Origin of the sequence: Allobosea psychrotolerans, assembly GCF_002917105.1 — a bacterium.
GTDB classification, from domain to species: Bacteria; Pseudomonadota; Alphaproteobacteria; order Rhizobiales; family Beijerinckiaceae; genus Allobosea; species Allobosea psychrotolerans.
Window position 1 is genome coordinate 227,617 of the sequence record NZ_PQFZ01000005.1, and the last position, 13,657, is coordinate 241,273.

A 13,657-nucleotide genomic window follows, 5' to 3' on the forward strand; every position below is an offset into this window, starting at 1 on the left:
CAGGAGGCTCGGGAACCATCTGGAGCATCCTTCGAGACGCCGCTTCGCGGCTCCTCAGGATGAGGGCTCGCATGATCGAACGGTCTCCAAACAGAATGGAATTTCCTGCGATGGATCTGGCCCGGCTTCGCACGCTCCGTGAGCTGTCCCTGCGAAAAACCATGGCATCGGTGGCCGAAGCCCTGCTGATCTCGCCATCGGCGGTCTCGCAGCAGATCGCCCTGCTCGAGGACGAGACGGGGATCGAGCTGGTGGAACGTCGCGGCCGGGGCGTGCGGCTTACGCCGGCCGGGCAGCGCCTGGTCGAGCATGCAGGCCGCGTCATCGGCATTCTGGAGGAGGCGAAGACCGATCTCGCGGAGCTGAAGAAGACCGTCGCGGGCGAATTGCGCGTCGCCGCCTTTCCCTCCGTCGCGGCCTCGCTGATCCCGCCGACGATCCGCGCCCTCTCGGCCCGCTTTCCCGACCTGATGACGACCTTCGAGGAGCTGGAACCGACGGACAGCCTGGCGGCGCTGCGAGCCTGGCAGACGGATGTCGCGATCGTCGACGACCTCACCACTGCGTCCGGTCTCTCGGAAGCGCAGGTCGAAACGCTGCATCTGCTGGACGACCAGCTCCACGTCCTGCTGCCGCCCGGCCACCGGCTGGCCGAGCGGGACCATGTCACGCTCGAGGAGCTGGCAAGCGAACGCTGGGCGCTCGACACGAATTCGTCCACCTATTCCGACGTCATCGTCGGAGCCTGTCGCGATGCCGGCTTCGACCCGATCATCAACGGCCGCTGCCACAGCTTCGAGGTTGTCCGGGCCATGGTGGAGGCTGGCTGCTCGGTTTCGATCAATCCCGGCCTGCGGGGACGCGACTATATCGGCAGCCTGCTGCTCAAGCAGATCCGGCCTGCGATCATCCGACGGATCTTCGTCACCTTCCGCAGCGGCGAGCGGCGCAATCCGGCTGTCGCCGGCTTCGTCACCGAACTTCAATCCGTGGCGGCGGCGATGAACACCCAGGCCGCTCCTGCGCCAGGCTGAGGCTTAGGCGACGCCGGTGAGCACGCAGCCTGCCGTCGTCTCGCTTGCGATCTGTGCGCAGACCAGATCGCGCGGGGTTATCGGGACGCGCTTGGCGATCTCATTCTCCCTTCGACAGGTAGAACATACGCGCTGAACCTTCCGGCCGGCATCGGGGCAACCGCCAGTAACGCGACCGCGCTGTTGCGATCCATCCAGACGAAAAGGCGGAGTTCGATGACGCAACGTCCGGCGGTTTGCCGGAGAGACACAGGCGCTGCTTCGCGCCCGGGGCGCGAGAGCCGGATGATTTCAGACGGAGTCACAGAGTGATCCCATCTGAAATCTGAATCCGTCTCTCACCAAAGAGCGAGAGCAGGATCAATGCGAAAAACCGGTTCCCACTTCTTCGCATCCTGCTCTAGGCGATGTGGTCATAGAAGGTGAAGCTCTGGCCGAGGAGATTGCCGAGAGCGCCGTCCGGAACCGCGACATCGTTATAGGTCGCCGAGTCCAGGTAGAGATTGCGATCGGTGGTTGGTGTGCCGTCCCAGCGATCGTTGAGGAAGTGGATGAAGACGTTGTGCGCGCCGGCGCTCCAGCTTCCCAGCACCGTGATGGTGTCGGACTGTCTCGTTCCATGGGAGGCGCTGGCCGCGAGTGTCCCTCCGACCTGCACGCCATCCACGGACACCGTGTAGAGCGCGTCGCCGAGATAGGCGTCCTGGCTGAGCTTGAGCACGAGTTTGTCGGAGCCGCTGCCGATCGTCGTTCCCTCCGGGTCCGAGGGGGTCGGGGGCGGCGTGGTCGTGGGCGGCGGGGTGGTTGCAGGAGGAGGCGTCGTCGCGGAATCCTGGAAGGTGAAGCTCTGGCCGAGGAGATTGCCGAGAGCGCCGCCCGGAACCGCGACATCGTTATAGGTCGCCGAGTCCAGGTAGAGATTGCGATCGGTGGTTGGCGTGCCGTCCCAGCGATCGTTGAGGAAGTGGATGAAGACGTCGTGCGCGCCGGCGCTCCAGCTTCCCAGCACCGTGATGGCGTCGGACTGTCCCGTTCCATGGGCGGCGCTGGCCGTGAGTGTCCCTCCGACCTGCACGCCATCCACGGACACCGTGTAGAGCGCGTCGCCGAGATAGGCGTCCTGGCTGAGCTTGAGCACGAGCTTGTCGGAGCCGCTGCCGATCGTGACCGCGGTGGTACCGCCAGGCTGGGATGGCGGGGAGCCCCCGGCGGCGGAGGCGCCGTAGAGTCCGGGGTCATAGCCGTCCGGCGACGAGACGGTGCCCAGGGCAACCGCCTGCGCATTGGGATCGGCAGAGTAGACGCGGACATAGTCGATCTTCGAGGTCAGCGGCACGCCGGCGATCTCGGCCGGATCCTGCACGGCGAGGTCGAGCAGCAGATACATCGGCGCATGCATATCGCTCGGCGTAGCCTGCGAGCCGACCAATTGCCCATCGATGTAGAAGCTGATCCGGTCCGCCTGCCAGTTCATGCCATAGGTGTGATAGCCGGACGGGCTGGGCATCTCGCTGTAGACTTGGAGATATTGCTGCCAGTGTTCGTTCGGGGCGGCGTCAGTGGTGTGGATGCCGCTGTAGATGCCCTTGTCCCACACGCCGTAGTGCTCGAGCACGTCGAGTTCCTGCCAGTGCCCGAGGTTGCTCGGGTCGGGAATCTGCGCGTTCGGCAACAGCCAGAAAGCATCCCATCCACCCGGAGCGTCGGAGAAGTCCGCACGAACCTCGAAATAGCCGTAGGTCTGCGAGAAATCTCCTTGCGTGGTGATGAGCCCCGACTCCCAGGCGCCGGGATAGCCGTAAGGTGTGCGGTCCGGGACGGCGGTGATCGCGAGCGCGCCGTTCGAGACATTGAATGGGTCGTAGCCAGAGCTCGCATCGACGAAGGAACTGATCCCGAAGCCGATGTCGGAATAGCCATCATGGCGCCACTCCTGGCGCGTGCTGGCCCAAGTCGTCCCGCTGCCGGTCAGCGAGATGCTTCGTGTATTGAATTCCTCGTCGAAGGTCAGGCGGTATCCGGTAAGATCGACCATAGGCACGTCCTCGCCATCTGAAATCGTTCCAGCGGGAGGCAGCGCCCGCTCTCGTCCATGACACTCAAGCAACCTGTGAAACGGAGACTATGACGATCCGGCCCGCGCCATCTGAATCAGAGGCGCAATTTGCCCGCCCGATCGGATCGCTCTTAGATCCGCAAGGGCGATGGGGAACTGCCGGCAGGCATATCGATAGGCATCTTCGCCGCGACGCGTATCCACTGTCGAGGGAGCTTCTTCGACCGGGTCGATGTCTTGGCTCGTCCGATCCTTGGGCATCGATTATCGTAAATATGACGCGCTGCAGCATCTGCGGCAAGTGCCCTGGCTCGATTCTCGCATGAGCGTTCGGCCTGGCCTGCCCGGGTCCTTGAGCCGAACCGGTCACGTTGAATCGATGCGGTCGGCGCGTTGGTCTTTGCCTATGCGACCGAGAGCGCACGAGCGGATCGGCACGTGCCCCGAAGTCGTCCCTGCCCGAAGTCGTCCCACCGGAATTCGCGACCTTTGCCGTTCGTCGTCGCGGCGCAGGCGATCCCGACGCGGTTTCGGAAGTCGAAAATCGCCGAAAGGTGCCTGATGCGGCGGCGCGAACATCGATCCGGGGTGATGTCGGGTGTCAGATCCGAGCTGGAATCGATCGGTTCCTGGCTCCTCTGGGTCGCGATCTTCTCCGCATTCATCAGTATTCTCTACCTCGCCGGCACGCTTTACATGCTGCAGGTATACGACCGGGTTCTGACCAGCCGCTCGCTTCCGACACTGCTGGCGCTCTCCGCGATCGCTTTTGCGGCTTATCTTTTCCAGGGCATCATCGACGCCGTAAGGGCACGCATGCTCGCGCGCATCGGAGCGCGTTTCGAGCAGATGCTGTCGCTCCGCGCTTATGCGATGACGGTCGAATTGCCGGTCCGTGGATCGCCCGATCAGCAGGACGTGGCGCCGATCCGCGATCTGGACCAGGTGCGCAGCTTCCTGGCGGGGCTAGGCCCTGCCGCATTGTTCGACCTGCCTTTCGCGCCGCTCTTCATCATCGTGGCGTTTCTGCTCCATCCCTGGCTCGGCTGGTTTGCTCTGCTGGGCGCTGTCCTCGTCGTCGCCGTGGCCGCCTGCACCGAAATGCAGAGCCGTGCGCCAGCGCGGGCATTCTCTGCAATCTCGCTCGAGCGCCAGGCGCTTCTCGACGCCACGCGCCGCAATGCCGAAGTCATCTGCGCGCTGGGCATGCGGCAGGCATTCGCCGGGCGCTACCGCGAGATCAACGACAGGCTCGCCGGCCAGGCGCTGCGCAGGAGCGATGTCGTCAGCGCGACCGGAGCGCTCGCCAAGACCCTGCGCCTCGTCCTGCAATCGGGAGCCATCGGGCTCGGCGCCTATCTCGCGATCACCGGAGCGATCTCGGGAGGTGCGATCATCGCCGCGTCGATCCTCACCGCACGTGCGCTTGCGCCGATCGAGGCCGCCATCCAGCATTGGAAAGGCTTCATTGCAGCCAGGCAGGCTCTCGGGCGTCTCGACCGCGACCTCGCGGCGCATCCGACTGGCGAGCGCGAATTCGCCCTGCCTGCTCCGGAGGCGCGCCTCGAGGTCGAGAATCTCGTCGTCACGCCTCCCCGAGCGTCGCTGCCTGTCCTCAAGGGCGTCTCGCTACAGCTTTCCGCAGGCGACGCGCTCGGGATCATCGGCCCCACCGGCTCAGGAAAATCGACACTCGCCCGTGCCCTGGTCGGGGTGTGGCCGGCGGCCATGGGGAAACTGCGCCTCGACGGCGCGGACCTTGCGCAATGGGGGGACGAGCTTGGCCGGCATGTCGGCTACCTGCCGCAGGACATCGAGCTTTTCGAAGGCACCGTGGCCCAGAACATTGCGCGCTTCCGGAACTTCACCGGCTCTGCGGCGATCATCGCTGCCGCGAGAGCCGCGGCCGCCCATGACCTCATCCTGGGCCTGCCTCAGGGCTACCAGACGCAGATTGGACCATCCGGCGTCCTGCTGTCGGGTGGGCAGCGCCAGCGGATCGCCCTGGCGCGCGCGCTCTTCGGCGATCCCTTCCTGATCGTGCTCGACGAGCCCAATGGCAATCTCGATCGCGAGGGCGACGAGGCCCTGTCGCAAGCGATCGCATCGGTAAGGTCGAGAGGCGGCGTCGTCGTGATCATCACGCACAGGCCTTCGGGTCTCGCTTCCGTCAATCTCGTCGCCCTGCTCGATGGCGGGCGGATCACCATGCTGGGTGCGCGCGACGAGATCATTCGCGCGCTGACGCGGCCGGCATCGCCCCCCGCTCCGGCGGGCCATGTCCGGCCGACCTTCGCATGAAGGCTCTCGGCCCTGTCCCGCCGACTGCCGGGGATGGCCCCGACTATCTGCTGGCGCTGCGGCGGCAGCGGCGCGTCGCGCTGGCAGCCATGCTGCTCTTTGGGGGCAGCCTGGCTGCGTGGGGCTGGAGCGCGAGCCTTCAGGGCGCAGTCGTGTCGAGCGGCCAGCTCGTCGTGGCCGACGAGGTGAAGAAGATTCAGCACCAGACCGGAGGCACGGTCGTGGCGCTTCCCGTGAAGGAAGGGCAATCGGTGAAAGCAGGAGATGTCCTGCTGCGGCTCGACGAGACGGTAACAAGAACCACGCACCAGATTCTCTCTCGTCAGCTGGACGAGTTCTCCGTCAAGTCATCCAGGCTGGTTGCCGAGCGGGAGGGGCGGGAGGCGCCCGACTTCGCGGCTGAAATCCTCGGTCGGGCGGCTTCGCCGGACATCGCGGAACTGATCGCAGCGGAGCGGAGGCTCTTCGAAGTCCGCCGCACATCGCGAGAGGGCCTGCGCTCCCAATTGCGCAAGCGCATCGTCCAGCTCACCGAGGAAATTCGTGGAACGAGGGCCCAGCAGGTCGCGAAGGACCGTGAGGCAAGGATCATCGCCGTCGAGCTTGTCGGCGTCGAAACGCTGTACAGGAAGAATCTGGTGCAGCTGACGCGCCTGAGCGAATTGCAGCGCAGCCAGGCTGCAATCGAGGGCCAGATCGGCCAGCTGATCGCCAGCATCGCGCAGGCGGAAGGCAAGATTGCCGAGATCTCGCTGCAGATCATGCAGATCGACGACGATCTGCGCGCGGAGGTTTCGAAGGAGCTCACCGAAGTCAGGGCGCGCGAGAGCGAGGCGATGGAGCGGCGTGCGGCTATTGAGGCGCAGCTCCGGCAGGTCGAACTGCGTGCTCCGGTGAGCGGCGTCGTGCATCAGCTCGCCATGCATACGATCGGCGGCGTCCTGCAGCCGGGAGAAGTGGCGATGCTGATCGTGCCAGGCGACGCCGACCTCGTCGTCGAGAGCAGGGTCGCGCCGACGGACGTCGATCAGCTTGCGGTCGGGCATAGCGCACGTGTGAAAATCCTCGCCGGAAATCGCGCCAGCGTTCCCGAGATCACCGGTCGCCTCGCGCAGGTCGGTGCCGATATCCGGCGCGACGAGCGCACCAACCTCTCATACTACGCCGCGCGAATCGCTCTGGAGCCGGCCGAGATCGCCCGCCTCGCGCCGCTCAGGCTCGTTCCCGGCATGCAGGCCGAGGTCTTCATCGAAACGGAGGCCCGCCGACCGATCGATTTTCTCCTCAAGCCGATCAGCGATCATTTCCGACGGGCATTGACCGAGCGCTAGAGCGTCTTCGAGCGAAGTGGACACCGGTTCGCGTGAAGAAAACGCGTTAAAACAAGGAACTAGGGCATTTCTGCGATTTGGAGAAACGCGAAAATGCTCCAGAGCATGCCGCGTTTTCATGGCCGCGCGCGTCATCCCGGACGCAGCGAAGCGGAGATCCGGGGCCACAAGCCCGAAGCGATCGTCGCGAGCTCGGCTGTCGGGGCCGGCGACAGTTTTCTCGGGGCGATGATCTTTGCACATGCGAAAGGATGGGCGCCGCAGGAGGCCCTGCGGCTGGGCCTTGCGGCCGGCGCAGCTGCGGTGCCGACGCCTGGCACCGCCCCGTGTGGGCGCAAGGACGCGAAGCGCTTCTATGCAGAGACGGGGCAAGGCGAGCGGATCGCTTGATTGATCAAGGTCAAGGTCTTGTGCCGGCCGAAGCCCGAGACTGGCCAAAGCCGGTGCCTCTGGGAGATGGAGCGATGTCGCAGGGATTGTCACCCATCGCCTGGTTCGAGACCGTGTCGCGCGACGAGATCGCGCGCGTCGGTGGCAAGAATGCGTCGCTCGGCGAAATGATGCGGGCGCTCGCCGCCAAGGGCATCCGGGTGCCGGAGGGTTTCGCCACGACGGCCGAGGCCTATCGGGACTATCTCGACGCCAACGGGCTGGTCGGGCCGATCACCGCGCGCCTCGCCGATCTCGATGCCGGCAAGGCGACGCTCAGTGAAACCGGGCACGCCATCCGCAGCCTGATCTTGCGCAGCGACTGGCCCAAGGAGACTGCCCGGGCGATCACCCAGGCCTACGGCCTGTTGTGCGAGCGCTCCGGAGGCGGCGAGCTCGATGTCGCGGTGCGCTCCAGCGCCACGGCGGAGGACCTGCCCGATGCCAGCTTCGCCGGCCAGCAGGAGACGTTCCTCAACATCCGCGGCGAAGCCGCGCTACTCGGTGCCTGCCGCCGCTGCTACGCCTCGCTCTTCACCGATCGCGCCATCAGCTACCGGCAGGCCAAGGGCTTCGACCACATGAAGGTGGCGCTGTCGGTGGGGGTGCAGCGCATGGTGCGCTCCGACCTCGGCAGCGCCGGCGTCATGTTCACCATCGACACCGAGACCGGCTTCGACAAGGTCGTGCTGATCGACGCCGCCTGGGGTCTCGGCGAGACGGTGGTCCAGGGCAGCGTGGTGCCGGACGAATACCAGGTCTTCAAGCCCCTGCTCGGCGATCCCGCCCTGTCGCCGATCATCGAGAAGAGCTGCGGGGAGAAGGCGCAGAAGCTGATCTACGCGGCAGGCGACGCGCCGACCCGCCTGGTGCCGACCTCGAAGGCCGAGCGTGCCGCCTTCGTGCTGAGCGATTCCGAGATCCTGACCCTGGCGCGCTGGGCCGCGACGATCGAGGCCCATTACGGCTGCCCGATGGACATCGAGTGGGCCAAGGACGGCGGAACCGGCGAGATCTTCGTCGTCCAGGCGCGGCCGGAGACCGTCCAGGCCGGGCGCAGCGCCGCCCACGCCAAGACCTACCGGATCACGCGCAAGGGGCGCCGGCTCGCCGCGGGGAGCGCCATCGGCGACGCCGCGATCACGGGCCGGGTCTGCCTCATCGAGCGGGCCGAGGATATCGGCCGCTTCGTCGACGGCGCGATCCTCGTCACCTCGACCACGGACCCGGACTGGGTGCCGATCATGAGGAAGGCGGCGGCCATCGTCACCGACCGCGGTGGGCGCACCTCGCATGCCGCGATCATCAGTCGCGAACTCGGCCTGCCGGCCATCGTCGGCACCGGCAATGCCACCGAGTTGCTGCATGAGGGGCAGGATGTGACGGTGTCCTGCGCCGAAGGTGCCGAAGGGTTCGTCTATGACGGGATCGCGGAGGTCGAGGAGGAGGCGCTCGACGTGTCGGCGCTGCCGCAGACGCGGACGCAGGTCATGGTCAACCTCGCCAATCCGGCCGCGGCGTTCCGTTGGTGGCGACTGCCGGCCGACGGCGTCGGGCTCGCGCGCATGGAATTCGTGGTCAGCAACGCCATCCGCATCCACCCGATGGCGCTCGTGCGCTACGAGGAGCTGCGTGACGAGGAGGCGAAGCGCACGATCGCGACGCTGACCGAGGGCTATCCCGATCGGACGGAGTATTTCGTCGAGAAGCTCGCCCGCGGCCTCGCCCGGCTCGCGGCGAGCGTGCATCCGAAGCCGGTCATCGTCCGGATGAGCGACTTCAAGACCAATGAATATGCCGGGCTCATCGGCGGCGCTGGGTTCGAGCCGCGCGAGGACAATCCGATGATCGGCTTCCGCGGCGCGTCCCGCTACTATTCGCCGCTCTATCGCGAGGGCTTCGCGCTCGAATGCCGGGCGATCCGGCGGCTGCGCAACGAGATGGGATTCCGCAACGTCGTGGTCATGATCCCGTTCTGCCGCTCTCCCGCCGAGGCGGACAAGGTGCTGGCCGTGATGGCCGAGAATGGCCTGAAACGCGGCGAAGACGGGCTCGAGGTCTACGTCATGTGCGAGATCCCCTCGAACGTCATCCTTGCGCGCGATTTCGCCGCCCGCTTCGACGGCTTCTCGATCGGCTCCAACGACCTCACCCAGCTCACCCTTGGCGTCGACCGCGATTCGGCCGAACTCGCCTCGCTCTTCGACGAGGAGGACGCGGCGGTGAAATGGATGATCGCGCGTGTCATCGCAGAGGCCCGCGCCGCCGGCGCCAAGATCGGCCTGTGCGGTCAGGCGCCGAGCGACAATCCGGCCTTTGCGGCCTTTCTCGTCGAGGCGGGCATCCATTCGGTATCCGTCAGCCCCGACAGCTTCGTCGCCGTCAAGCAGGCCGTCGCTGCCGCAGAGCGCAAGCTAGATCAGGAGACACGATCATGAATGCAGGCGACATCATGACGCTTGGTGCGGCCACGGTCCGTCCGGGCACGGCCGTCCTTACTGCCGTGCAATTGATGCTTCATCACGGCATCAGCGGATTGCCGGTGATCGACGATGACGAGCGACTCGTCGGCATGGTGACGGAACGCGACCTGTTGCGACGCGCAGAAGCCGGCACCGAGCAGGAGCGGCCGCGTTGGCTCTCCTTTTTGATGGAGCCCGCCGCACGGGCGGAGGACTACGTCCGCAGCCATGGCCGCAAGGTCTCCGACGTGATGACGCATGATCCCGAGAGCGTCGCGCCCGAGACTCCGCTCGCCGACGTGGTGGTGCTGATGGAGCGGCGCGGCTTCAAGCGCCTGCCGGTCGTGCGCGACGGCAAGGTGATCGGCATCGTGAGCCGGGCGAACTTCCTGCGTGTTCTGGCGCGCCGGCTCGATGACGCCGCCAAGGTCTCGGTGGATGATCTCGTCATCCGCCGGCGCATCTTCGACGAGATCGAGAAGCAGCGCTGGATCTCGACGGATTCGGTCGATGTCGTCGTCAATGGCGGCAAGGTGGAGCTCAACGGGGTGGTCAGCGACGAACGGCTGCGCGAGGCGCTGCGCGTCGTGGCGGAGAGCGTGCCCGGTGTCGGAGAGGTGGTCGACCGCGTTCGCGTCGAGCGCCCTCTGCCTCATTGGCCGATGTGACCGTCCGCCGGCCGCGACGGCGGAACGAGGTGGAGGCTGGCGCTGGCCACCATGGTGATCAGGGCCGCCTGCCGCTGATGCGCTCAGCTATCGGCCAAATGCGGCGCCCCCCAGGTCCGGAGCCCGAGGCATGTTCCAGTTCCCCGTCCTGATCGGAGACATCGGCGGCACCAATGCGCGCTTTGCGCTGATCCCCGGGCCGGGGAGCGCCTTCGTAATGCTGGCGAAGCGGCCGACTGCCGATCATTCTGATCCGTCCGCCGCCATTGCTGCAGCTCTGCGGGACACGGCGTCGGCGCGGCCGCGCACGGTGCTGCTCGCAGCCGCGACGCGGGTCGGCGCGCCCGTCGTCCATCTCACCAACGCCGCCTGGACCCTCGACGCCGAGCGGATCGGCCGTGACCTCGATATCGATCACGTCGTGCTCATGAACGATTACGTGCCGGTAGCGATGGCAATAGGCGACCCGGCACCGGGCTTTTCCGAGCAACTCGGCCCGGTCGCTCCGGGCGACGGCGGAGCGCGCCTCGTTCTCGGTCCCGGCACCGGACTCGGCGCCGCCGCTCTGGTGCCGATGGGCGAGCGCTTCGCCGTGCTGCCGACCGAGGCGGGCCATGTGGAATTCGGCGCCTGCGAGGCGGAGGAGTTCTCGCTCTGGCCTCTGCTCGAGCGGGCGCACGGTCGCCTGACGAGCGAGACGGTGCTGTCCGGGCCTGGCCTTGCGCGTCTTTACCGGGCCTTGGCGATGCGCCGCGGTGCCGAGCCGCTGCGGCTCACGCCAGCGGAGATCGTCGGCCGCGGCTTCGCCGGCGCCGACGATCTCGCCTCCGCGACCCTGGGAATCTTTGCGCAGCTACTCGGACGCTTCGCTGGCGATCTCGCTCTGATCTTCTCGGCGACGGGCGGTGTCTTCGTCGCCGGCGGCATTGCGCCGCGGATGATTCCGATGCTCGCCGATGGTGGCTTCCGCACGGCGTTCGAGCGCAAGGCGCCGTTCGAGAACCTCGTCCGAAATATCGCGACCGTCGTCGTCGTGGATCCGGAGCCGGGCCTGACCGGCCTCTGCCGCCTCGTCGCCGATCCGGGTCGCTTCATTTTCGACATGTGGGAGTGGCGCCGCCCCGGCGCCTAGACCGGATCCGATCGGACTGAAACAGGCTGATCGGCCAAGCGGTCCTGAGCGACGATGACGCGGATGCTCGTCCGCAACAGACTGCCCCTGTCAGCGCTTTTTCCGACGAAGAGCTCGATCTCTCCCACCTCGAGCACCGGTGCGAGGCTGCGCCCAGCAAAGATGAATGCCTCGCTCGTGAGCGTGAACGTCACCGTTCCGCGTTCGCCAGGCCTGAGGCGGATTTTCGCGAAATCCTTGAGTTCGAGCAACGGACGAGCGACGCTCGCGACCGGATCGTGAATGAAGAACAGCACGGTTTCCTCGCCCGCCACCGGTCCTTCATTGGTGACGTCGACCGCGATCTCGATATGCTGCCCCCGGCGTATTTCGGTCGTCGTCGAGCGCAGTCCCGACAGGACGAAGCGGCTGTAGGACAGCCCGTGGCCGAAGGGGAATTGCGGCGTCGCCGGCACATCGAGATATTTGCTGGTGAAGCGGTTCGCAGCGATCTCCGGCCGCCCAGTCGGGCGCTCGGCATAGAAGATCGGGATCTGCCCGACGTCTCGCGGCCAGGACACCGGCAGGCGTCCGCTCGGATTTGCGGCGCCGATCAGCACGTCGGCGATGGCGTGGCCCGCCTCCTGGCCGAGGAACCACGTCGCGAGCACCGCCGAGGCGCGCTCCACCAGCCACGGCACGATCAACGGTCGTCCAGAGGCAATGAGGGCGACGACCGGCTTTCCGAGATCGAGAATCGCCTCCGCGAGTATCCGCTGCGCTCCCGGCAATTCCGGGTGGGCGCGACTGCCGGCCTCGCCGCTCATCGTCTCGTCCTCGCCAAGGCAGAGCACGACGATATCGGCCGTCTCGGCAATGCGGCAGGCATCCGCGATCCCGTGCGTATCAGAGCCGGCGATCGAAACGCCGGCCGAGACATCGACGACGCAATCCGGCAATGCCAGGCGCAGGCCGTCGGCGATGGTCGTGGCGTCCGTACCCTCGCCTATGGCGGCCCAGGGCCCCAGCATCGCCCGGGCCGCGTCCGCGAGCGGACCGACCACGGCGATGCGCCGCAGGCCGGGCGGCAGCGGCAGGACACCGTCATTGGTCAGCAGGACGATGGAACGCCGGGCCGCCTCGCGAGCGAGGTCTCGGCCGAGGCCGTCATCGGCCGGCGCGTCCCGCGACAATCCGCGATAGGGCTCATCGAACAGACCGAGGCGCTCCTTGAGGCGAAGGACCCGCATGACGGCTGCATCCACGGCTTCCAGCCCAACGAGCCCGCGCGCCAGCGCGGCAGGCAAGCCGCGCCGGTAGGCATCGCCCATCATGTCGATGTCGATGCCTGCGGTCAGCGCCAGGGCCGCGGCCTCGGCGAGGTCGGCAGCAACGCCATGCGGGACAAGCTCCGCAACCGCGCCGTAATCGCTGATGACGACGCCCTCGAAACCCCAGGCGCACCGCAATGTCTTCCGAAGCAGCGTCACATTGGCGTGCGCCGGCACGCCGGCGATATCGGTGAAGGCGGCCATGATCGCGGCAACGCCTGCATCCGCGGCAGCCTTGAACGCCGGAAGGTGCAATTCGAGCAAGGTGCGTTCCGAGAGGTCGCCGGAGGCATACTCGCGTCCGGCGGTGACAGCCCCGTAGGCGCCGATATGCTTGGCGGTGGCAGCAAGGCTCGTCGGATCGGACAAAGAGCGCCCCTGAAAGCCGCGCACCTTCGCCGAGGCGAAACGGCTGCCGAGAAGCGGATCCTCGCCGGGGCTCTCGGCGATGCGGCCCCAGCGCGGATCGCGTGCGAGGTCGAGCATGGGCGCGAAGGTGAGCATGATGCCGTCGCGCGAAGCTTCCGCCGCAGCGGCTCGAGCAGTCGCCTCCCACAGGGGCGGGTCAAAGGCCGCAGCCTCCGCCAGCGGGATCGGAAAGATCGTTCGATGACCGTGCAGGACGTCGAGGCCGAAGAGGAGCGGAATCTCGAGCCGCGTTTCCTCAATTGCGAGACGCTGCAGCTCGCGCACGATCTCGGAGCCGTGCACATTGAGCAGGCTGCCCAGCCTGCCCTCGCGAATTGCCGATTGCACGTCGCGAGTCGTTCCGTGCCCGGACCCCTCGGCCATGGTGAGCTGACCGATCTTCTCCTCCAAAGTCATGGCTGCAAGGAGTGCCTCGATAACTTTGGCCATGACTGGTTGCCTCGCTGGTCTGTCGCGAGCTTCGCCCTGAGCGGTGCTGGATGAAATGACCTGGATCAAAGAATGG

The 13,657-nt window shown here is 66.6% G+C and carries 9 protein-coding genes; 7 read left to right on the top strand and 2 right to left on the bottom strand.

Annotated elements, in window-relative coordinates; translation table 11 throughout:
- Positions 1-110: 110 nt before the first annotated feature.
- Positions 111-1,034, top strand: coding sequence for a LysR family transcriptional regulator (locus tag CYD53_RS11170; protein ID WP_103718306.1), 924 nt, complete (start codon positions 111-113; stop codon positions 1,032-1,034).
- 400 nt (positions 1,035-1,434) lie between these two features.
- Here the strand turns inward: CYD53_RS11170 and CYD53_RS11175 are convergent, their stop codons facing one another.
- Positions 1,435-3,069: a carbohydrate-binding domain-containing protein gene (locus tag CYD53_RS11175; RefSeq protein WP_103718167.1), complete on the bottom strand. Its 1,635-nt coding sequence runs from the start codon at positions 3,067-3,069 to the stop codon at positions 1,435-1,437.
- A 612-nt stretch (positions 3,070-3,681) separates the two neighbouring features.
- Here CYD53_RS11175 and CYD53_RS11180 point away from each other — a divergent pair.
- From CYD53_RS11180 to CYD53_RS11205, 6 genes are all read left to right on the top strand, one after another.
- Complete coding sequence (locus CYD53_RS11180; RefSeq protein WP_181011816.1) at positions 3,682-5,391, top strand: type I secretion system permease/ATPase; 1,710 nt, start codon at positions 3,682-3,684, stop codon at positions 5,389-5,391.
- Positions 5,388-6,722, top strand: a complete 1,335-nt coding sequence (locus CYD53_RS11185) for an HlyD family type I secretion periplasmic adaptor subunit (protein ID WP_103718169.1) — start codon at positions 5,388-5,390, stop codon at positions 6,720-6,722. Before CYD53_RS11180 ends, CYD53_RS11185 begins: the two co-directional genes overlap by 4 nt.
- A gap of 105 nt (positions 6,723-6,827) precedes the next feature.
- A complete protein-coding gene (locus CYD53_RS11190; RefSeq protein WP_245928189.1) occupies positions 6,828-7,112 on the top strand; it encodes a PfkB family carbohydrate kinase in 285 nt (94 codons plus the stop codon).
- Positions 7,113-7,186: 74 nt separating this feature from the next.
- Positions 7,187-9,589 carry a phosphoenolpyruvate synthase gene (gene ppsA / locus CYD53_RS11195; RefSeq protein ID WP_103718170.1) on the top strand — a complete coding sequence of 801 codons (2,403 nt, stop codon included), beginning with the start codon at positions 7,187-7,189 and terminating at the stop codon, positions 9,587-9,589.
- Positions 9,586-10,281 carry a CBS domain-containing protein gene (locus CYD53_RS11200; protein WP_245928190.1) on the top strand — a complete coding sequence of 232 codons (696 nt, stop codon included), beginning with the start codon at positions 9,586-9,588 and terminating at the stop codon, positions 10,279-10,281. Before ppsA ends, CYD53_RS11200 begins: the two co-directional genes overlap by 4 nt.
- A gap of 130 nt (positions 10,282-10,411) precedes the next feature.
- A complete protein-coding gene (locus CYD53_RS11205; RefSeq protein WP_103718171.1) occupies positions 10,412-11,413 on the top strand; it encodes a glucokinase in 1,002 nt (333 codons plus the stop codon).
- On the opposite strand, the gene CYD53_RS11210 is transcribed toward CYD53_RS11205, so the two are convergent.
- The gene (locus tag CYD53_RS11210) at positions 11,410-13,581 is read right to left on the bottom strand and encodes a glycoside hydrolase family 3 N-terminal domain-containing protein (RefSeq protein ID WP_103718172.1); all 2,172 of its coding nucleotides are present in this window, start codon (positions 13,579-13,581) and stop codon (positions 11,410-11,412) included. The genes CYD53_RS11205 and CYD53_RS11210 overlap by 4 nt on opposite strands.
- Positions 13,582-13,657 lie beyond the last annotated feature (76 nt).

Coding starts and splice junctions, on each gene's coding strand:
- CYD53_RS11175 (WP_103718167.1), bottom strand. CDS start 3,069: ATGGTCGATCTTACCGGATACCGCCTGACCTTCGACGAGGAATTCAAT.
- CYD53_RS11170 (WP_103718306.1), top strand. CDS start 111: ATGGATCTGGCCCGGCTTCGCACGCTCCGTGAGCTGTCCCTGCGAAAA.
- ppsA (WP_103718170.1), top strand. CDS start 7,187: ATGTCGCAGGGATTGTCACCCATCGCCTGGTTCGAGACCGTGTCGCGC.
- CYD53_RS11205 (WP_103718171.1), top strand. CDS start 10,412: ATGTTCCAGTTCCCCGTCCTGATCGGAGACATCGGCGGCACCAATGCG.
- CYD53_RS11185 (WP_103718169.1), top strand. CDS start 5,388: ATGAAGGCTCTCGGCCCTGTCCCGCCGACTGCCGGGGATGGCCCCGAC.
- CYD53_RS11190 (WP_245928189.1), top strand. CDS start 6,828: ATGCCGCGTTTTCATGGCCGCGCGCGTCATCCCGGACGCAGCGAAGCG.
- CYD53_RS11210 (WP_103718172.1), bottom strand. CDS start 13,581: ATGGCCAAAGTTATCGAGGCACTCCTTGCAGCCATGACTTTGGAGGAG.
- CYD53_RS11180 (WP_181011816.1), top strand. CDS start 3,682: ATGTCGGGTGTCAGATCCGAGCTGGAATCGATCGGTTCCTGGCTCCTC.
- CYD53_RS11200 (WP_245928190.1), top strand. CDS start 9,586: ATGAATGCAGGCGACATCATGACGCTTGGTGCGGCCACGGTCCGTCCG.